This window comes from Phenylobacterium sp. J367 (assembly GCF_024699985.1).
Classification (GTDB): Bacteria; Pseudomonadota; Alphaproteobacteria; order Caulobacterales; family Caulobacteraceae; genus Phenylobacterium.
This window is the reverse complement of record NZ_JAJONA010000001.1, coordinates 3,486,163-3,505,462: the sequence shown is the minus strand read 5'-3', so window position 1 is coordinate 3,505,462 and position 19,300 is coordinate 3,486,163. Positions and strand designations below refer to the sequence as shown.

The following is a 19,300-nucleotide window of genomic DNA, read 5'->3' as shown; positions in this document are numbered from 1 at the left end:
ATGACATGTGGACATTATCGGCTTCCAGCCACACGCCCTTCTCGTCGCGGATAGTGAGCTTGCGGATCCGGAAGTCGCTCCAGATGTCGCCGGAAAGGCCCTCGACCCTGAGCCGGCCGAAGCGGCCGACCTTGAGGCCGTCCGTGCGCGCCTCGATGAGCAGCCGGGCCTCGGGGAGCAGGACGCCATACCGCGCGCCGGCGAAGATCGCCCCGACAGTCACGACCAGAGCGATGGCGAGCACCACCAGGGCCTTGGGGAGGACCTTGCGCTTCAGCACCTCGGCCGGCGCGGACGTGTCGGCGGCCTCGCTCAAAAGCTCTGCCCGATGCTGACGTAGATGTAGAACGGCGCCCCGCCCTGGCGCTTGGTCACCGGCGCAGCCACATCGACGCGCACCGGCCCGAAGCTCAGATGGTAGCGGACGCCGATCCCGGCGCCGATGGAGACGTCCTGGAAGTCGATGGCCGGGTCGGAACCGACAGCCCCGGCGTCCACGAAGGCCGCCACCTCCCAGGTCTTGGTGAGCTGCCGGCGCAGTTCCACCGAGGTTTCGATCAGCGAGGCGCCGCCCTGCGGCGTGCCATCGTCCAGCTTCGGACCCACGTCCTGATACCCGAAACCGCGCACCGAGCCCCCGCCGCCGGCGTAGAACCGCCGCGACGCCGGAAGCTGCGGAATCTGGCCGTTCAGGATGCTGCCCAGCCGCAGACGGCCCGCGGCCACGGTCCGGCCGCTCTCGAACGGGAAGTAGATGCTGCCCTGCCCCTGGAGCTTCAGGTACGGCAGGTTGGTCTCGCCGACGATCAGCGTGGGTTCGGCCCGCACGTCGCTGCGCCAGCCGCTGCGCGGGTTGAGCGGATCGTTGGTGCGGTCGAGAGCGAAGGCGCCCAGCAGGCCGCCGATCAGCAGGTCGCGGCCCAGCGGATTGAGATCGTCGGGGTCCAGCTCCTGGGTCTGGGTGAGGTCGAGCGTCGCGCCCACCGTCACATAGGATCCCTGGACGAGCGAGGTGGTGCGGCCGTACCGGCGGGTGACGTCTGTGCGGATACCGATGCCGTTCTCGTCGTAGGCGTCCGTGCGCACCCTGTAGCCCGCTGCGCCGAGGGTCAGCGTCTGCTGGGGCCGGCGCCAATGCGGTAGGGTGAGGGTCGGCGCGATCCGGCTGTCCAGTTCCGACAGGCGCCCGAGCGCCGTCAGGGTGTCGGCCCGGCCGAGCCAGTTGTAGCGGGTCCAGCGGGCCTCGGCGCCCGAAGCCCTCCTCGGTGGCGACGCTGGCGCTCAGCTCGATGGTGCGACGGTCCCGCTCGGCGAGGCTGACCACCACGGGCCGCCAGCCTTCCGGCGTGGCCTGCGCCACCGGCGCAAGCGCCACCGTGACGCTGTCGAAGACCCCGGCGTCGAGCAAGCGCCGCTCGAACTCGGCCACCGCCTCGGGATCGTAGGCCTGACCGGGCTTCCACGGGGCCAGCCGGGTGACCCAGTCCCGGTCGGTGCGGCCGTTGGTGGTGAGGTCCACGCCGTCGAGGCGGACGATGCCGCCCGCGGCGATGCGATAGGTAGGCCGGACGGTCTGGTCTGCGTGGTCGACCACCACCTCGCGGGGCTCGGCGCGCACGTCGGCGTAACCGCGCTTCTGGATCGCCGCCACCGCGCGGCCCTCCGCGCCGATCACGTCCGCCGCGCGGCCGGGCTGGCCGGCCTTCAGCGCCAGGGCGTCGGCCGCCGCCTGGCCCGCCGTGGGCTCGGGAGGCTCGCCCACCCAGCTGATCTGCGGCGCGGCGATGCCGAATCGCGGACCCGGCGTGATCCGAACGATGGCGGTCGGGGGTTCGGCCTCGCCGACGTCGGCTTCCACGGAATAGGCGTAGTAGCCCTCCGACCGCAGGACGGCGATGGCGTCCTCGGCGGCGGCCCTGGCGCGGCGACGAGCTTCGAACCGGTTTCCGGTCGGGCGGTCGGCATCGCCCAGCGCGCGCAGGATCGCCGTCCGCAGCTCGGGATCAAGCTCGCCTTCAATGGTGGCCCGAGGCTCCGCCGCCAGCGCCGGCCCAGCCAGGACGGCGCACAGGGCCGCGGAGGCCGACAGGGCGAAAACCAGCCGACTCAAAGCGTTCTTCTCTCCGAGCGCCCCCCGGGTCCGGTGTGTAGCGGCGCGGCCACGGCCTGTCACGGTGGGGGGCGACCGCCCGCGGGCCTCGCAGGCGACGCGAGCTGCGGCGTTCTGCGGCGGCGCGGTCGGCTGGCTAAGCAGCTATGAAATTCAATAAGTAAACAAGCTTGACCTGTTACTGATGTGAGTCAGTCAATTCGTCCGAAATTGGGCGACCTGGCTAATCCGGCTCGATTATCCCCTCACAATAGCTTGTGACGAAAAGAACAAGCGTCGCAACAAACTCGCGTTGCGGCACGGAAACGTGACCCGTATCTCGGGAACATCGCAGGGGGGAGCGCCGCACGGCTGTATGGCCGGCGGGGACTTCCGAACAACTCACCAGAACCAGCAAGGGTTTCCGCATGGCGTATCGGAATTTCGCGGGCGCATGGCTGCCCGACACCAACCAGGCTGGCGTGAAGTACGTGAACGGGTCGTGGTTCGGTGAGACTCTCTACGGGTCCTCTGGCGCAGATCAGTTCGAGGGCGGCGGCGGCCGGGACACCTTCGTCGGCGGCGCAGGGGACGACTTCTACTGGGTGCGCGACACCCGCGATGTCGTTGTCGAGGAGGCCGGCGGCGGTGTCGACACCGTCAAGATCTGGTCCTCCTACGTCCTCAGCGCGAACGTCGAAAACCTCATCGTCTTCGGCCACGGCAGCTACGCGGCCGGCAACGATGGCGACAACATCATCCAGGGCCTGGACGGGGATCAGTTCCTGTACGGCGGCAAGGGCCAGGACGTCCTCATCGGCGGTCCGGGGGCCGACACCTTCATCGTCCGCCAGGGCGAGGGCAACGAGGTCATCGAGGACTTCCAGTCCTGGAGCGACAAGATCCGGCTGATCGGCGGCAGCCTCAACACCTTCGACGAGGTGAAGGCGGCCATGACGCAGCAGGGCGCGGACGTCGTGCTCACCGACGGCGCCACGCAGATCGTGTTCCGCAATGCGACCGTCGGGCAGTTCGCGGCCCGTGACTTCCAGTTGCCGCTGGAATACGGCGCCCTCGGCGCGCCCACCTTTGTCGACAACTTCGACAGCCTGCAGATCGGAAGCGTCTGGAAGACCAACTTCGGGTACGCCGGCGACGGCCTGAACAGCTTCACCCTGCCGCGCAACGGCGAGCAGCAGATCTATGTGTCGCCGGACTTCAAGGGCACGGCGGACTGGTCGCTCGGACTCAATCCCTACGCGGTCAAGGACGGCGTCCTGACCATCACCGCCCAGCCCGTCTCGGCCGAAACGTCCGGCAAGATGTGGGGCTATCAGTACGCCTCGGGCATGCTGGATTCGCACTATCAGCAGACCTACGGCTACTTCGAGATCCGGGCCGAACTGCCGCATGGCCAGGGCCTGTGGCCGGCCTTCTGGCTCCTGGGCGAAAACAACGACGAGATCGACATTCTCGAGGGGCTCGGGTCTGACACCAAGGTCCCCTACAACGCCATCCACTCCAACAGCGTCCCGGCGGCGGGGCTTCAGAATTTCACGCCGGACGACAACGGCTTCCACACCTACGGCGCCCTGTGGAGCCCGCAGGACATCATCTTCTACATCGACGGGACCGAGGTCTGGCGCACGGCCACCCCTGTCGACATGCATGAGCCGATGCACATGATCGTCAACCTTGCGGTCGGCGGGCACTGGGCCGGAGCGCCGGACGCCACCACGCCGTGGCCGGCGGCGATGAAGGTCGACTACGTCAAGGCCTGGAATCTCCCCGATCCGAACTACACCCCCGGGACAGGCGGCCCGCCGCCCAGCCCGCCGCCGGCCGGCGATGCAGGCCGGGTGCTGACCGCCACGCGGGCCGGCGACACGCTCGTGGGTGGAACCGGCGCGGACACGCTCAACGCCAGCCAGGGCGCCGACCAACTGACCGGCGGCGCCGGCGCCGACAGCTTCGTCTTCAGGCAAACCCCGTGGAGCGCCGGGCACATCAAGGACTTCCAGGTCGGCGTGGACCGGCTTGACCTCTCGGCCCTGCCGAACAACGGCGCGGTGACGTTCGAGGGCGACGGCGCGGGCGGGACGAAGGTGATGCTCGACACCGATGGGCCGGGCGGCGAGTGGCCGTTCCACATCGTCACCCTGAACGGCATCGCCCCTGCCGGCCTCACCGCCGCCAGCGTCTACGGACAGGGCGGTGGGACGACACCGCCGACCACGCCGCCGCCGGCCACCACGGGCCAGCATCTCGTCTCGAAGACCTATGGGGACGTCCTGGTAGGCGGCGCGGACGCCGACACCCTGACCGCAGGCCAGGGACCCGACCGGCTGACGGGCGGCGCCGGCGCAGACCGGTTCGACTTCGACGCCCTGCCCTGGACCGCCGGACTCGTGACTGATTTCCGTCCGGGCGAGGATAAGCTTGACCTCACGGGCCTGCGCGGCGTCTACACGGGCGGGAACCTTGCGCGGGACCTGGCCTTCGTGGACGACGGCGCGGGCGGCGCGAAGGTGATGCTGGACATCGACGGACCGGGCGGCGAGTGGCCGTTCCACATCACCACGCTCGGCGGCGTCGCCCCGGGCAATGTGACCGCGGCGGACTGGCTGCTTTGAGACCTAGAGGCCTTGCCTGAAAAACGGGCAGGGCCTCGCCGAAATGCGCGCAAGGGCTCCGCAAGGCCGTTCCAGGCGTTAGGGTCCTTGGACGGGGTATCGGCAGAAAGGTGCGACGGGGCGTGGCAAGGGACGAGCAGATGGTCGAGGCGCGGGTCCCGACGCTCGAACCCTATGACGAAATGCGCGGCCCCGACGGCAAGGTGCGCCCGCACTACGCCGAACTGGCCGCTCGCCTGGACACCCTGAGCGCCCAGGACCTTGCCGAGCGTCAGCGAACCCTCGAGCGCTTCTTCCTGCTCCAGGGCATCACCTTCACGGTCTATGGCGCCGAGAGCTCCACCGAGCGGATCATCCCCACCGACCTGCTCCCACGGATCATCGCCGCCCAGGAATGGGCGGTCATCGAGGCGGGGCTCACCCAGCGCCTGAAGGCGCTGAACATGTTCCTGTCGGACATCTACTCCGAGCAGCAGATCCTGATGGACGGGGGTGGTGCCGCGCGACCTCGTGCTTTGCGCGCCCTCGTACCGGCGCGAGATGCAGAACCTCTATGTGCCGCACGGGGCCTACGCCAACGTCTGCGGCTCGGACCTGATCCGTCAGCCGGACGGCACCTTCGCCGTGCTGGAGGACAATCTGCGCGTCCCGTCCGGCGTCTCCTACATGCTGGCCAACCGCGAGGCGGCCAAGCGCGTGTTCCCGGGCGTGTTCCGCGGCGCGGGCGTACGGTCGATCGACCGCTACCCGGACCTCCTGCTCTCGACGCTGAAGGGGATGGCGGCGGACTGGCGGCCGAACCCGCAGGTCGTGGTGCTGACGCCCGGGGTCTACAACTCCGCCTACTTCGAGCATGCCTACCTGGCCCGCCTGATGGGCGCGCCCCTGGTCGAGGGCCGCGATCTCGTGGTGCACGACAACATGGTCTACATGCGCACCACCACCGGGCTGCGCCGGATCGACGTGATCTACCGCCGTGTGGACGACGATTTCATCGACCCCCTCACCTTCCGGCGGGATTCCGGCCTGGGCTCGGCCGGGCTCTTCAACGCCTACCGGGCCGGGAATGTGGTGATCTGCAACGCCCCCGGAACCGGCGTCGCCGACGATAAGGCGGTCTACGCCTACGTCCCGGAGATCATCCGCTACTACCTGGGCGAGGACCCAATCCTGCCGAACATCGAGACCTTCCTCTGCCGTGAGCCGGCGCAGCTCAGCCACGTGCTGGCCAATCTCGACAAGCTGGTGGTCAAGGCGGTGGGCGCGTCGGGCGGCTACGGCATGCTCATTGGGCCGCATTCGACCCGCGCCGAGCGCGCGGAATTCGCCGACGCCCTGAAGGCCGACCCGGCCAACTACATCGCCCAGCCAACCATCCAGCTTTCGACCGCACCCTGCCTGATCGATTCCGCCATCGAGCCCCGGCACGTCGACCTGCGGCCATTCATCCTGTCCGGGGAGAAGATCGCGGTGACCCCCGGCGCCCTGACGCGCGTGGCGCTCCGGCGGGGCTCCCTGGTCGTCAACTCCAGCCAAGGGGGGCGGCTCGAAGGACACCTGGGTCATCGCCGAAGGCCGTGAAGAGCCCGACATGACCCTCGACGTTTCAAGCCCGGAGGCTTCCGCATGATGCTCGCGCGCGTCGCCGACAGCCTCTACTGGATCGGCCGATACGTGGAGCGGGCCGAGCACATGGCCCGGCTCTCCGACGTCATGCTCACGGCCACGCTCGACCGGACCGAGGCAGCGACAGAGGTCGCCCGCATTGCGCTCGCCGCCGTCGGCGACACCGAGCCCGAGAAGGCGCTGGCGCCCTTCAAGGCCACCCAGGCGCTGGTCCTCGACCGCGAGGACCACGGCTCCATCGCCACCTCGCTGGCCCGCGCCCGCGAAAACGCCCGCCAGGTGCGCGACCAGATCACCACGGAAACCTGGGAGCGGCTGAACCTCGTCCACTTCCGGATGACCGACCCGAACGCGGGCCGCGTGTTCCGCGACGGATCACAGGCCTTCCTGCACGACATCATCGCCGACCTGCACCTGTTCAAGGGCGCGGCGGACGCCACCATGAGCCACGGCGAAGGCTGGCGCTTCCTGCTGCTGGGCGTCTACCTGGAGCGGGCCCAGCTCATCGGGGCCCTGCTGGAGGTCTGCTTCGGCGACGGCAAGCGCAAGCCGATCACCGACCATTTCGCGCTCACCAGCGTGCTGCGCATGGCCTGCGCGCTTGAACCCTACCTCAGGGTCTACACCGCGGACATGCAGCCGCGGTTCATCCTCGAGTTCCTGCTGCTCGACGAGGACTTCCCCCGCTCGCTCAGGTTCTGCACCGACCGCATCGAGGAGCACCTGGCGGTCATCGCCCGCAACGTCGAACCCGGCCATGCCAACCCGGAGCGGGTCGCCGGCCGCCTGCGCGCCCGCCTGCAGTACGCCGACATGGAGGAGATCCAGGCCCAGGGGGCCAGCGCTTTCATCTCCGGCGTCCTGGACGAGTGCGCCGCCATCCACCGGATGGTCTACGAAACCTTCGTCGCCTACCCGCTCGAACAGCGGCTGCCCGCGTGAGAGAGGCCTGATCCGTGCTGCTCGAAGTCCGCCATGTCACCCAGTACCAGTACGAGGAGCCCGTGCGCGAAAGCGTCATGGAGCTCTGGATGCAGCCGCAGCGCGGGGCCAACCAGCGGCTGGTCAGCTTCGAGCTGGAGCTCGACCCGCCGGCCAAGGTGTTCTCCTACGCGGACGCCTTCGGCAACGCCGTCTACCACTTCGACGTGCCCCAGCCGCACGACCGGCTGACGATCACCGCAGTGTCGGCGGTCGAGACCCATGCCCCCGCCCATCTGCCCGAGACCCTGGACACCGGGGAGTGGGATCGGCTGCGCTCGGACTTCGTGCGCGGCGACAACTTCGAGTTCCTGCACGCGCACGGTTTCGCCCGCGAGACCGAGATGCTGCACGCGTTCGTGGAGGAGCATGACCTGAACCGCCTGCGCGCCGCCTGCCCGCTCACCGCCGTGCGCACCCTGTCATCGGAAATCTACCGCGCCTTCGACTACGAGGCCGGCGTCACCCGCGCAGACAGCCCGATCGACGACGTGCTCCAGCACAAGAAGGGCGTCTGCCAGGACTTCGCCCACGTGATGATCGCCATCTGTCGGTCCTGGGGCATCCCGGCGCGCTACGTGTCCGGTTACCTGTTCACCGACCGCAAGCAGGGCGATCGCTCCGACCCGGACGCGACCCATGCCTGGGTGGAGGTCTTCCTGCCGAGCACCCGCTGGATCGGCTTCGACCCGACCAACAACATCCCGGCGGGCGAGCGCCACGTCCCCCTGCGCGGTCGGCCGGGACTATTCCGACGTGCCGCCGTCGAGAGGCGTCTACAAGGGCGAGGCCGAGAGCCAGCTCGCCGTCGGCGTCAGCGTCCGCCGGGCGCGCGCCGCACCCGCCGAGCCTGAGTTCCTGCGGGTCTCGCAGCCGGTGCCGGGCCGCGGCGGCGGGCGGCGCCAGCGCGCAAGCGCCCTGCTGCACGAGCAGCAGCGCCAGCAACAGCAGCAACAGCAACAGTAGGGCGCTGCGGCGGGAGAGCGCGCTTACGCAGGACGCTCTGCCCCTCGGTCCGAGGTGGGGCCGGAAGTGGCGCGCCCGAGGGCCGTCGTAGCCCGCCGCAGCGGTCCGAATGTAGGGCGCGGGCCGCTGCTGCGCCAGCCGCCGGGCTTGGCCCGTCCCGCCGGCCTCGCTAAGCAGTCCCGATGGCAGAGTCCCCCCTACGCGTTCACGACCGACTGGTTCTCCCGGTTCGCGCCGACCTGGCGGGAACTCCTGCGCCGACATCCAGCCTCCTGCATGCTCGAGATCGGCTCCTGGGAAGGGCGATCGGCCTGTTTCCTGGTGGAGACCTGCGCCCAGTCCCGGCCCATCGAGCTGCACTGCGTCGACACATGGGCGGGCGGCATGGAGCACGATCCCGCCCAGATGGCCGCGGTCGAAGCCCGTTTCGACGCCAATGTCCAAGCCGCCATCGACGCGGCGCCCAACCCGGTGACCTTCGCCAAGCACAAGGGACTCTCTCACGACGTCCTGATCCGCCTGCTGGCGGACGGGCGCGCCGGCGACTTCGACCTGGTTTACGTGGACGGTTCCCACCAGGCGCCCGGACGTGCTCACCGACGCCGTCCTGGCTTTCAAGCTCCTGAAAGTGGGCGGGCTCCTGATCTTCGACGACTACCTGTGGAAGCACGAGAAGAACGGCCAGGAAGACTTCTACAACATGCCGAAGCCGGCCATCGACGCCTTCGTGACGCTGTACCAGCGCAAGCTGACCGTGTTCGGAGCGCCGCTCTACCAGCTCTACGTCCGCAAGACCGCCGCCTGATGGGCCCCACGCTCGAGCTTGGACGCTACTTCCCCGACCGCGCGCCGGCCCAGGAGATCGCCGATGTCGCGGTGGTCATCCCGACTTTGATGCGGCCCAGCATCGTCAACGCGGTGCGTTGCATCTACGGCCAGGAGCTTGGCGGCCGACGCGTGCAGATCGTCATCGGCGCTGACCTGAACCCATACCGCACCCAGGACCTGTACGCCGCCCTTGCCAGCCGGCCGGAGCATGTCTCGGCCCTCGTTCTGACCCCGCCGTTCTCCACCTCGGTCCGGCACGGGGCGTGCATATGTCCATGGACGGCGGCGCGCTCCGCTCGATCCTCAGCTTCCTGGCCAACGCCCGCACCGTGGCCTACCTCGACGACGACAACTCGTGGTCACCCAACCACCTGGGCGCCCTGCTGGACGCGATCCAGGGCAAGGCGTGGGCCTTCTCGCACCGGATGCTGGTCGACGAGGAGAGCGGCGCGGAACTGGGCGTCGACCGCTGGGATTCCGTGGGGCCGGGAAAGGGCCGCTTCGCCGCGGATGGGGGATTCGTCGACACCAACTGCCTGCTGGTGGACAAGGTCGCGGTCGGTCCGGCCTTCGGCCTCTGGTCCGATCCAGGCCGCGGCTTCGCGAGCCAGCGGGCCGACCGCCGCTTCGTCCGCGAACTCATGACCCTGCCCTACGGCGAGGTCCCGAAGGCGACGGTCCGCTACGGCATCCGCAAGACCAACATCCTGCAGACCTTCATCCGCGACGGCATCGAGTTCTAGGCATAGGCCCGGGCGATCGAGGCCACGGCCCCCATGGCCTCCTCGCGGTCCACCGTCTCGTTCGGATCGTTGTAGCCCCACGACTCGTCCGGGCCGGTCTGCTGGATGACGATGCCGTCGCGCCGGGCGATCATCGAGACATTGTCGTAGACGATGCCGTAGCTCGCCTCGGGCTGCGGGATCAGCCAGGCGATCTGGCCGCGCACCGGGACAACGCTCTCGTCCTTCCAGAGCGCGCGGGCGCCGTAACCGGTGCAGTTGATCACCACCTTCTGCTTCAGCTTCGAGAGGTCGGCCGGCGTGTGGAACTCCATGGTCTCGATGCGGCCGCCGGCCTGCAGGAATTCCTCGGTGAGCACCCGGCCGAGCTCCGAGATGTTGAACATCGGCAGCGAGGTGCGCCGGGCGATCGGCGCCGGGAACGGATGGCTCCCCCGGGCAGGGCCTCAGTGGGCGGTGTCAGGTCGGCGATCCGGCTGCCGTAGTGGGCGAAACCGACCGGGTCGGCGCGGCGCCCGGGCGGGGCGTCGAACAGCACGTAGCGGTCGATCCACTCCACCGGCGAGCCTGGCAGGCCGAGGTAGTGGTGGAAGGTGCGGAAGCTGTCCCGGGCCATCTGCTCCCAGATCACGGGGAAACCCGCCGGTGCGGCCGCCTCGGTGGAGATCCGCGATTCCGGAGACCACACCCCGGTGGCCCGGGCCGAGCGCACCTCGGGCATTCGGTCCTTGGCGTAGATGGTGACGTTGGCCCCGGCTCGCTGGGCCGTGATCGCCGCGGTCAGCCCCAGCGCGCCGCAGCCGATGACGGCGATGTCCTTCTGGCCCGTCGAAAGCGCCTTCGGGACTACGACCTTCGCCGAACCCCAGGAAAGCGACCAGCCCGAGCCGCCGTGGCCATAGTTATGGACCACGAGCTTGTCGCCGACCGTCTCGGCGTCCAGCCTGGGGCCGGCGGCCCGGAACGGGCGGAGGCAGACGGTAATGTCGAAGATCCGTTCGGGCTTCGCATTGATCCGGGCAAGCGGCGGCACGGGGCGGAACGGCGGGCGCGCGAGGCTCGCCGCTACGGGCGGGGCCGCCGTCGCGCAGCCCCCCAGCCCCAGCATGACGCCGCCCGCCGCGGCCTGCCTCAGAAACGCACGCCGTCCCACCGTCACCGCATCACTCCCCGAAAGCGTCACAGTCCTTTGCCCTAACATGCGTCGGCCCGTCGTCCACCGGGAACCGGCATCCCGGGCTCGCGAGGGGAATCCGTGCGTTTAGGATGCACATCCAGAGGGCGACCAAGATGATCCGCAGCTTTCCTGCCCTGGCGCTGGCCGGCGCCGCGCTGCTCGCGCTCGCCGCCTGCGACGGCCCCGGCGCCCCAAAGGCCGTGCCCCCCACCGCCGCAGACCTCAGGTCCGATCCTGGCGGCTCCGTCGGGCGAGGCGCCGACCTCCTTCGCGCCGATCGTCAAACGGGTCTCGCCGGCCGTGGTCTCCATCGACACCCTGTCGGTCGGCGGGGCGAGCATGCAGCTGCCGCCAGGACTGGCCCCGGTGCGGCGTGGCGCCGGTTCGGGCTTCATCATCAGCGCCGATGGCCTCGTGGTGACCAACAACCACGTGGTGGACGGCGCCCAGCAGATCGTCGTGGCGCTCGCCGACGGACGGCAGTTCCCGGCCAGGCTGGTCGGCCGCGACCCGCCGACCGACCTCGCGGTCCTGAAGCTGGACGCCAGCGACCTTCCCTATGTCCAGTTCGCCGCCGACGCCCTCCCCGAGGTCGGCGACTGGGTGGTGGCCGTCGGCAACCCCTTTGGCCTCGGCGGGACGGCGACGGCCGGCATCGTTTCGGCCCACGGCCGCGAAATCGGCGAGGCCTATGTGAGCTATTTGCAGATCGACGCGCCCATCAACAGCGGCAACTCCGGCGGACCGTCCTTCGATCTCCAGGGCCGGGTGATCGGCGTGAACACCGCCATCTTCTCGCCCAGCGGCGGCTCCGTCGGCATCGGCTTCGCGATTCCCGCCGACCTAGCCCAGAACGTCACCCGTCAGATCGTCGAGACCGGCCGGGTGACCCGCGGCTATCTCGGCGTCGGCGTCATGGACCTCACGCCGGCCCTGGCCTTCCAGCTCAACATCCCCGGACAGCGGGGCGCCCTCATCGCCGAGCTCTCGCGCGGGGGTCCGGCGGCGAGCGCGCTGCGCGCCGGCGACGTGGTCACCACGGTGAACGGCGAGGCGATCATCGGCTCCGGCGGCCTGACCCGCGCCATCGCCGGCGCACAGCCGGGGTCCGACCTGACGCTCGGCGTGATCCGTGACGGCCGCAAACGGGATGTGACGATCAGGGTGGCGCGCCGACCGGACGATCTCGCCCAGTGAGGCGCGCGATGATGGTAGGCCGGGTGAGGTTCGAACTCACGACCATTCGATTAAAAGTCGAATGCTCTACCACTGAGCTACCGGCCCACGTCGCTGGGATGGCGTGGGCCGGCCCGGGCGAAGCGGCGCGGAACCTATGCGCAGGCCCGTGCGGGCGCAAGGCGTCTTCCGCCTTAACTGCGCCACAGGTCGCACTAGGATGGCCGCGATGCGCGACCTTGCCCTTGCCGCCGCCCTGATTCTGTCGGGCGCGACCCTTTCCGCCTGCGCCACCTCCGGGCCCGACGGACGCGTTCAGACGCGCGGCGAGGCCACCCGCGAGGACATCACCGGGGCGGTCTCCGCGCCGCTCCGCGACGTGAACGTGCTGCGCTCGAAGATCCCGGTCGTACTGCTGAAGGCCATGGCCGATCCCTACGAGCGGCCGCCGAACACCCGGTGCGCGACGCTGATCGCGCTGATCCAGCCGATCGACCAGGCGATGGGCGCGGACATCGACACCCCGACCACCGACGAGGAATCGCTGATGAGCCGGGAGACGGCCTATGGCGCGGTCGCCAGCGTGGCCAGCAGCGCCATCCCGTTCCGCGGCTTCGTTCGCACCCTCTCCGGCGCCGAGCGCCACGACGCGTTTGTCCAGCAGGCGATCCTGGCCGGCTCCGTCCGCCGCGCCTACCTGAAGGGCCTGGGGGAGGCCAAGGGCTGCAAGCCCCCCGCGACCCCCAGCCACGTGAAGGCCGGCTCCTCGGTTCCCGAGGTGTCGGGCGAGCTCAAGCCGCGCTATCCGACCCGGCGGCCCGGGACCTGAAGGCGGCTCGGAAGGCGTCCAGCCGTCCCTCGGCGATCGCCGTCCGCATCTCGGCCATGAGGCGCTGGAAGAAGGCGATGTTGTGCCAGGAGAGCAGCACCTGGCCGAGGATCTCGTCCGACTTCACCAGGTGGTGGAGGTAGGCCTTGGAATAGTCCCGGCTGGCGGGGACGTCGCTCGCGGGGTCGAGGGCGTCATCGTCCTCGGCGAAGCGGGCGTTCTTCAGATTGACCGGGCCGTCCCAGGTCCAGGCCTGGCCGTGGCGGCCGGAGCGGGTGGGCAGGACACAGTCGAACATGTCGACGCCGCGATAGACCGCCTCCACGATGTCGATGGGCTTGCCGACGCCCATCAGGTAGCGGGGCCGCTCGGCGGGAAGCTGGCCCGGCGCGAAGTCGAGCACCTCGCACATCGCCTCGTGGCCCTCGCCGACCGCCAGGCCGCCGATGGCGTAGCCGTCGTATTCAGTTTCGATCAGGCGGTCGGCGGATTCCTTGCGGAGGATCTCGGAGGTTCCGCCCTGCTGGATGGCGAACAGCGCTTGCGTATCACGTTCTCCGAACGCGTTCTTCGAACGTGTTCCCCAACGTGCGGAGAGGCGCATGGCCTCGGCGACCTTCTCCTCAGGGGCCGGGAGGCCGACGAGCTGGTCGAGCTGCATGACGATGTCCGAGCCGAGCAGGTCGGCCTGGATCTCGATGGAGCGTTCGGGCGAGAGGACGTGGCGCGAGCCGTCGAGGTGGCTCTGGAAGGTCACGGCCTCCTCGGTGACCTTGGCGATCTTCGAGAGGCTCATGACCTGGAAACCGCCGGAATCGGTCAGGATCGGCTTCTCCCAGCGCATGAACCGATGGAGGCCACCGAGCCGCCGGACGCGCTCGGCCGTGGGCCGCAGCATCAGGTGGTAGGTGTTGCCGAGGATGATGTCCGCGCCGGTCGCCGCCACCTGGTCGACGGTCAGCGCCTTGACGGTGCCCGCCGTCCCCACCGGCATGAAGGCGGGCGTGCGGATTTCGCCGCGCGGGGGTCGAGAGCACGCCGGTGCGCGCCTTGCCGTCGGTCGCCTGGATAGTGAAGGGAAAGGCGGCCATCAGGCCCTCCAGAGCAGGGACGAGTCCCCGTACGAGTAGAAGCGGTAACCGGTGTCGATGGCGTGGGCGTAGGCCGCGCGCATCGTCTCCACGCCCGCCAGCGCCGAGACCAGCATGAAGAGCGTCGATTTCGGCAGGTGGAAATTGGTCATCAGCCCGTCCGCAGCGCGGAAGCGGTAGCCCGGCGTGATGAAGATCGCCGTCTCGTCCAGGAACGGCCGCACCACCCCGTCCTCGCCGGTGGCGGACTCCAGCAGCCGGAGCGACGTGGTGCCCACGCAGATGATCCGGCCGCCGGCCGCGCGGGCGGCGTTCAGCCGGTCGCAGGTCGCCTGATCCACCTCGCCCCATTCGGCGTGCATCCGGTGTTCGGCCAGGTTCTCGGTCTTCACCGGCAGGAAGGTGCCCGCGCCCACGTGCAGGGTGACGAAGGCGGTCCCGACGCCCGCCGCCTCGAGCCGTTCGAACAGCTCCGGCGTGAAGTGCAGGCCGGCGGTCGGCGCGGCGACCGAGCCGTCCTCCTGGGCATAGACGGTCTGGTAGTCGGCCCGGTCCTGGGCGTCCTCGGCCCGCTTGGCGGCGATATAGGGTGGCAGCGGCATGTCGCCCCGCTCGGCGATCGCGGCGTCGAGGTCCGGCCCGGCCAGGTCGAAGGCCAGCGTGATCTCCCCGCCGTCGCCCTTGTCCTTCACCGTGGCGCCGAGAGACCCCAGGAAGCAGGCTCTGTCCTCGGGGTCACCGAAGGTGATCCGATCGCCGGGCTGCAGCTTCTTTCCCGGCCGCATGAAGGCGGTCCAGACGCTCGGCGAGACCCGCTTGTGAAGGGTGGCCTCGCAGGCGATCCGGCTCTCGCCCCGGACACGCACGCCCTTCAGCCGGGCGGGGATCACGCGGGTGTCGTTGAGCACCAGGATGTCGCCCGGGCGCAGCTCGCCGGGCAGGTCGCGGACCTGCAGGTCCCGCATCGGCTGGCCGGGCGTCACCACCAGCAGGCGCGCCGAATCGCGCGGGACCGCGGGGCGGAGCGCGATCGCCGTCTCGGGCAGGTCGAAGTCGAAGTCGGCCAGTTGCATGGAGGCGGGTGAAGGCCACGGGGCCGCAGTCGCGTCAAGCGTCCGCCGTGCTAGAGGCCGGACATGCGCTTCGTGCGACTCGCCGCCCTGGCCCTCGTGGCGCCGCCGCTGTTCCTCGGGACCGCGCTCTGCGCGGGCGCGGCGGTGGCCTCGCATTTCGGCCGGACGAGCCTCCAGTGGGACATCCTCGCCCATTTCGCGCCGATCTGGTTCGGCGGCGCCCTGGCGGGCGTCCTCGCCGGCCTGCTGTTCCGGGGCTATGCCCGTGCCCTGATCGTCAGCATGGGCGCGGTGGGCCTGGTCGCGGCCGGCCTGCTGATCGCCCCGGAGCTTCTCCGCGACACCGGGCCGAAGGCGCCCGCCGATGCGCCCGGGCAGTTGAAGCTCGTCCAGTTCAACGCCTGGTACCGCACCGGCGCGGCCGACCGCTCCGTCGACTGGCTGATCGCGCAGGACCCGGACATCGTGGTGCTGGAGGAATCGTCGCCGGCCATCCGCCGCGTGATCGCCGCGCGCACCGACTGGCACGCCACCTGCGCCGAGTGCGAGACGACGATCTACAGCAAGGCCGCGCCGATCCGGCAGGGCTCGCCCCGCGTCCTGGGCGCGCCCGGGCCCTCACCCGCGCCCGCTACCGCGACGCCCGCGGCGAATACACGGTCATCGGTGTGCACTATGCGTGGCCGACCGATCCGCAAGACCAGCAGCCGCAGGAGGAACGCCTCGCCCGGGTGCTGGCGCAGACGGACCGGTCGCGCGCCATCGTCGCCGGAGACCTCAACTCCGCGCCCTGGTCGTTCTATCGGCGGAAGTGGGACGCCGAGTTCGGGGTGATCCGGCGCGACCGCGCGCTCTTCACCTGGCCGGCCCGGCAGTACAAGCGGCTGCGCTGGCTGGGCGTCTTCCCGTTCCTGGCCATCGACCACGTCTACGCGGGATCCGACTGGGCCACGGTGAAGGTGGAGCGCGGTCCCCGGCTGGGCTCGGACCACTATCCGGTGGTCGTCACCCTAGCGCCCGTCGCGCAGCGCTGAGGGCATCCTCGATCCGCGCGCGCTGGCCCGCGTGCTCCTCGCGCGCGGCGGCCAGGTCTTCGGCGATCCGCGCCTGCTGCCGCTCGAGCTTTGCGATCGCCTTCTCATGGTCGGCGTCGAGAGCCGCCAGGCGCGTCTCCAGGTCGGCGACCTTCTTCAGCGCCGCCTTCGATGGCCCGGCCGGAGCGGAGGCCTTCTTCGCGGGCTTCAGCTTTGCGAGCTCCCCGCGCGAGTTCGCGGGCCGGCGCAGCACTTCGCCGGGCTGCGCCGTCGCGGCCTTCACGAGCGCCGCGTCGTCGGTCTCATGGGCGAGACCGGTCTTGAACAGATCCTGATGGCTCCCCCCAGGCGGCCAGCGCCTTCGCCTTCGAGCTCACCGCCACGATGTAGTCGGTGAGCCCGTCGGACGTGACGAAGACCTTGAGCCTGCGGGCCATGGACGCCTCAGGCGTCCGCGCCGACCTTCATGGAGACGATCTTGCCCGGGGAGCGCGGCGGCTCGCCCTTCGGCAGGGCGTCGACGTTCTCCATGCCTTCCACGACCTCGCCCCAGACGGTGTACTGGCCGTCGAGGAAGGTAGCGTCGTCGAAGCAGATGAAGAACTGGCTGTTGGCCGAGTTCGGGTTCGGCGTGCGGGCCATCGAGCAGACGCCGCGCACGTGCGGCTCGCGGCTGAACTCCGCCTTCAGGTTCGGCTTGTCCGAGCCTCCCGAGCCGGTGCCCGTCGGGTCGCCGCCCTGGGCCATGAAGCCCGGGATCACCCGGTGGAAGACGACGCCGTCATAGAAGCCCTCGCGGGCCAGTTCCTTGATCCGCTCCACGTGGCCGGGGGCCAGATCGGGGCGCAGCTTGATGGTCACCGGACCGGTATCCAGCGTCATGACCAGGGTGTTCTCGGGATCCATCACTTCACCTCGACAGGAATGTTGACGTCACAGGCCGTGAAATCGGCCCCGCGGGCCGCACGGACCCGGGCGATCTCGGCCTTGAACCACGCGCCCTTCGGATCGATCACGCGAATCTTCGGGCGCTCCGCCTCGGGCAAATCGGCGAGCAGGCGAACCCGTTCCATGTAGTCCTGCGGATCGGCGACCGGCTCGCCCACCTTGATCGCGCGCACGGCCTCCTGGCCCGAGATCACCCGGCCCCAGGCGGTGTAACGCTTCTCGAGCGACGGATAGGCCTGGCGCATCAGGAAGAACTGGCTGTTGGCCGAGTTCTCGGCCTCGGCCCGGGCCATGCCGGCGACACCGGGGCAATAGAGCGCCCAGGCGGAAATCTTGCCGTCCCGGGTCATGGGGGCCAGCATCATCGACTGGGTCATCACCGGCAGGGACTTGATGAAGCCGATCTCGGCCACGGCCTGGTCGGCGGCGAGCACGAAGGGAGTCTCCGGCCCGCGGCGGAACATGAACTCCGCGGCGATATCCGGCTGGGAGGAGCCCCCCTGGCCGCTGTTCTGCGGGTCGCCGGTCTGGGCCATGAAGGCGTCGATGACGCGGAAGAAGCGATGGCCGTCGTAAAACTTCTCGCGAACCAGGCCGCGCACGCGCTCCACGTGGCCGGGCGCCACCTCGGGCAGCATCTCGAGGATGATCCGGCCCTTGTTGGTGTCGATCACCAGGACATCGTTGGGATCCGGCGTCCGCCAGTCGGCGGCGGTCGGCGCGGCAGGTCCGGCGGCGGCCGCGGCCGGCGCGGCTTTCGGCGCCGGGCGGCGCTGGGCCACGGCGGAGGTCGCGGCGAGCGCCAGCGCCGCGGCAAGGAGAACAGTCGTCTTCATGGGCGCACCGTTAGCGGGACGCGCCGTGAGACGCTAGCCCCGGCCGACCTTGGCCAGCAGCTTCTGCTTCACCGGCTCGCTGACGAACTTGGTGACGTCGCCGCCCAGGACGGCGATCTCCTTCACCAGCTTTGACGCGATGGCCTGGTGGCGCGGATCGGCCATCAGGAACACCGTCTCGATCTCGCGGTCGAGCTGCTGGTTCATCGCGGTCATCTGGAACTCGAACTCGAAGTCCGCCACGGCGCGCAGACCGCGGACGATCACCGAGGCCCCGCATTCGCGCGCGAAGTGCATGGTCAGGCCCTCGAAGGGCTGGACCACGATCTCGGTGCGGTTGCGGAGCGGGGCCACCGCCTCCTCGACGATCGCCACCCGCTCTTCCAGCGAGAAAAGCGGGCCCTTGCCGGCGTTGATCGCCACGCCAAGGACGAGCTTATCGACCAGCTTCACCGCACGCCCGATGATATCGGTGTGCCCATTGTGGATGGGATCGAACGTGCCCGGATAGAGCCCGATGCGCGTCATGCGGCGTGGTCCCCCAACTGTCCGTCCCTGGCCTTTCGCCGTCGTCGCGCGATCTGGCAAGCGCAATCTTGCGACAGGCGAACGCGACGGCAAGCGGCCACCCCCGGGGAACAGGATGGTCGCCTGAGGCTTTTCACGGGCCGAACCCTCCGGAGGATTATCAAATGAACGTCAGCGACGTCATGACCGCCCAGGTGGCCACCGCCACGCCCCGTACGACGATCGCCGAGGTGGCCCGCACCATGGCGAAGATCGAGACCGGCGCCGTGCCGGTGACCGACGACGGCAAGGTGGTCGGCCTGATCACCGACCGGGACATCGTGCTCAGGGTCGTCGCCGAGCAACTGGGGCTCGACACCCCCGTCGCGGAGGTGATGACCGAGGGCGTCGAGACCTGCCGCGAGAGCGACAACGTCGCCGACGCCGTGGCGAAGATGGGCTCCAAACAGATCCGCCGGCTGATCGTGCTCGACGAACGTGGCGACCTCGCCGGGATCCTGTCGCTGGGCGACGTGGCGCAGGACTACGGCGCCAAGGCGGTCGGCAAGACCCTCGAAGAGATCTCCGAGAACACGCCGGCGTCCCACTAGGGCTGGAGGCCGCCGGGCCCTAGCCCGAAATCCACCGAACCGTCCGAAAAAGTACTGTCATCCCGGCCGGAGGGCCGTCTGCGGCCTGACGGGCCGGGATGACAGCGCTTATCTATCTCAATCGATCTTCATCTCAGGCGACCCGGGCAGGC

At 69.7% G+C, this 19,300-nt stretch carries 21 protein-coding genes, 1 tRNA gene and 3 pseudogenes; 14 read left to right on the top strand and 11 right to left on the bottom strand.

Annotated features, from left to right (window positions below):
• The first annotated feature begins 7 nt into the window (after positions 1-7).
• Complete coding sequence (locus LRS04_RS18720; RefSeq protein WP_257817623.1) at positions 8-340, top strand: hypothetical protein; 333 nt, start codon at positions 8-10, stop codon at positions 338-340.
• Here the strand turns inward: LRS04_RS18720 and LRS04_RS27110 are convergent.
• On the bottom strand, positions 313-1,173 hold the full coding sequence (locus LRS04_RS27110; RefSeq protein WP_308238394.1) for a BamA/TamA family outer membrane protein: 861 nt from the start codon (positions 1,171-1,173) through the stop codon (positions 313-315). The genes LRS04_RS18720 and LRS04_RS27110 overlap by 28 nt on opposite strands.
• 116 nt (positions 1,174-1,289) lie before the next feature.
• Between LRS04_RS27110 and LRS04_RS27105 the strand changes: the two genes are divergently transcribed.
• From LRS04_RS27105 to LRS04_RS18685, 9 genes and pseudogenes are all read left to right on the top strand, one after another.
• On the top strand, positions 1,290-1,445 hold the full coding sequence (locus LRS04_RS27105; protein WP_308238182.1) for a hypothetical protein: 156 nt from the start codon (positions 1,290-1,292) through the stop codon (positions 1,443-1,445).
• A gap of 137 nt (positions 1,446-1,582) precedes the next feature.
• The gene (locus LRS04_RS27100) at positions 1,583-2,260 is read left to right on the top strand and encodes a hypothetical protein (protein WP_308238181.1); all 678 of its coding nucleotides are present in this window, start codon (positions 1,583-1,585) and stop codon (positions 2,258-2,260) included.
• Positions 2,261-2,517: 257 nt separating this feature from the next.
• Positions 2,518-4,722, top strand: a complete 2,205-nt coding sequence (locus tag LRS04_RS18710; RefSeq protein WP_257817622.1) for a family 16 glycosylhydrolase — start codon at positions 2,518-2,520, stop codon at positions 4,720-4,722.
• A gap of 140 nt (positions 4,723-4,862) precedes the next feature.
• A pseudogene (locus LRS04_RS18705) lies at positions 4,863-6,352 on the top strand (circularly permuted type 2 ATP-grasp protein).
• Positions 6,352-7,290, top strand: coding sequence for an alpha-E domain-containing protein (locus LRS04_RS18700; protein ID WP_257817621.1), 939 nt, complete (start codon positions 6,352-6,354; stop codon positions 7,288-7,290). Before LRS04_RS18705 ends, LRS04_RS18700 begins: the two are co-directional and overlap by 1 nt.
• Positions 7,291-7,304: 14 nt before the next feature.
• Positions 7,305-8,183, top strand: coding sequence for a transglutaminase family protein (locus LRS04_RS18695; RefSeq protein WP_257817620.1), 879 nt, complete (start codon positions 7,305-7,307; stop codon positions 8,181-8,183).
• A 388-nt stretch (positions 8,184-8,571) separates the two neighbouring features.
• Positions 8,572-8,871, top strand: a pseudogene (locus LRS04_RS28285) (class I SAM-dependent methyltransferase); the annotation flags it as partial.
• 13 nt (positions 8,872-8,884) lie between these two features.
• Positions 8,885-9,100: a hypothetical protein gene (locus tag LRS04_RS18690; RefSeq protein ID WP_257817619.1), complete on the top strand. Its 216-nt coding sequence runs from the start codon at positions 8,885-8,887 to the stop codon at positions 9,098-9,100.
• 292 nt (positions 9,101-9,392) lie between these two features.
• A complete protein-coding gene (locus tag LRS04_RS18685) occupies positions 9,393-9,866 on the top strand; it encodes a hypothetical protein (protein ID WP_257817618.1) in 474 nt (157 codons plus the stop codon).
• On the opposite strand, the gene LRS04_RS18680 is transcribed toward LRS04_RS18685, so the two are convergent.
• Entirely contained in the window at positions 9,863-10,225 is a 363-nt protein-coding gene (locus LRS04_RS18680) for a hypothetical protein (protein WP_257817617.1), read from the bottom strand. The genes LRS04_RS18685 and LRS04_RS18680 overlap by 4 nt on opposite strands.
• Entirely contained in the window at positions 10,144-10,974 is an 831-nt protein-coding gene (locus LRS04_RS18675) for an FAD-dependent oxidoreductase (RefSeq protein WP_257817616.1), read from the bottom strand. Before LRS04_RS18675 ends, LRS04_RS18680 begins: the two co-directional genes overlap by 82 nt.
• 369 nt (positions 10,975-11,343) lie before the next feature.
• On the opposite strand from LRS04_RS18675, the gene LRS04_RS18670 reads away from it, so the two are divergent.
• Entirely contained in the window at positions 11,344-12,240 is an 897-nt protein-coding gene (locus LRS04_RS18670; RefSeq protein WP_257817615.1) for a S1C family serine protease, read from the top strand.
• 12 nt (positions 12,241-12,252) lie between these two features.
• On the opposite strand, the gene LRS04_RS18665 is transcribed toward LRS04_RS18670, so the two are convergent.
• Positions 12,253-12,327, bottom strand: a tRNA-Lys gene (locus tag LRS04_RS18665).
• A 121-nt stretch (positions 12,328-12,448) separates the two neighbouring features.
• On the opposite strand from LRS04_RS18665, the gene LRS04_RS18660 reads away from it, so the two are divergent.
• Positions 12,449-13,048, top strand: a complete 600-nt coding sequence (locus LRS04_RS18660) for a hypothetical protein (protein WP_257817614.1) — start codon at positions 12,449-12,451, stop codon at positions 13,046-13,048.
• Here LRS04_RS18660 and tgt read toward each other — a convergent pair.
• Positions 13,011-14,139 (bottom strand): annotated as a pseudogene (tgt, locus tag LRS04_RS18655) (tRNA guanosine(34) transglycosylase Tgt). The gene LRS04_RS18660 and the pseudogene tgt sit on opposite strands and share 38 nt — an antisense overlap.
• Entirely contained in the window at positions 14,139-15,212 is a 1,074-nt protein-coding gene (gene queA, locus LRS04_RS18650) for a tRNA preQ1(34) S-adenosylmethionine ribosyltransferase-isomerase QueA (protein ID WP_257817613.1), read from the bottom strand. Before queA ends, tgt begins: the two are co-directional and overlap by 1 nt.
• An 8-nt stretch (positions 15,213-15,220) precedes the next feature.
• On the opposite strand from queA, the gene LRS04_RS27095 reads away from it, so the two are divergent.
• Positions 15,221-16,246, top strand: a complete 1,026-nt coding sequence (locus LRS04_RS27095; RefSeq protein WP_308238180.1) for an endonuclease/exonuclease/phosphatase family protein — start codon at positions 15,221-15,223, stop codon at positions 16,244-16,246.
• Here the strand turns inward: LRS04_RS27095 and LRS04_RS18640 are convergent.
• The 5 genes from LRS04_RS18640 to coaD are packed head-to-tail and all read right to left on the bottom strand — an operon-like array spanning position 16,218 to position 18,558.
• Positions 16,218-16,529: a hypothetical protein gene (locus LRS04_RS18640; protein ID WP_257817611.1), complete on the bottom strand. Its 312-nt coding sequence runs from the start codon at positions 16,527-16,529 to the stop codon at positions 16,218-16,220. The two genes, LRS04_RS27095 and LRS04_RS18640, sit on opposite strands and share 29 nt — an antisense overlap.
• 19 nt (positions 16,530-16,548) lie before the next feature.
• Positions 16,549-16,683, bottom strand: a complete 135-nt coding sequence (locus tag LRS04_RS18635) for a hypothetical protein (protein ID WP_257817610.1) — start codon at positions 16,681-16,683, stop codon at positions 16,549-16,551.
• Between the two features lie 7 nt (positions 16,684-16,690).
• Entirely contained in the window at positions 16,691-17,152 is a 462-nt protein-coding gene (locus LRS04_RS18630; protein WP_257817609.1) for a peptidylprolyl isomerase, read from the bottom strand.
• Positions 17,152-18,030, bottom strand: a complete 879-nt coding sequence (locus LRS04_RS18625; RefSeq protein WP_257817608.1) for a peptidylprolyl isomerase — start codon at positions 18,028-18,030, stop codon at positions 17,152-17,154. Before LRS04_RS18625 ends, LRS04_RS18630 begins: the two co-directional genes overlap by 1 nt.
• 33 nt (positions 18,031-18,063) lie before the next feature.
• Complete coding sequence (gene coaD / locus LRS04_RS18620; RefSeq protein ID WP_257817607.1) at positions 18,064-18,558, bottom strand: pantetheine-phosphate adenylyltransferase; 495 nt, start codon at positions 18,556-18,558, stop codon at positions 18,064-18,066.
• A 164-nt stretch (positions 18,559-18,722) separates the two neighbouring features.
• On the opposite strand from coaD, the gene LRS04_RS18615 reads away from it, so the two are divergent.
• A complete protein-coding gene (locus LRS04_RS18615) occupies positions 18,723-19,148 on the top strand; it encodes a CBS domain-containing protein (RefSeq protein WP_257817606.1) in 426 nt (141 codons plus the stop codon).
• Positions 19,149-19,300: the final 152 nt, after the last annotated feature.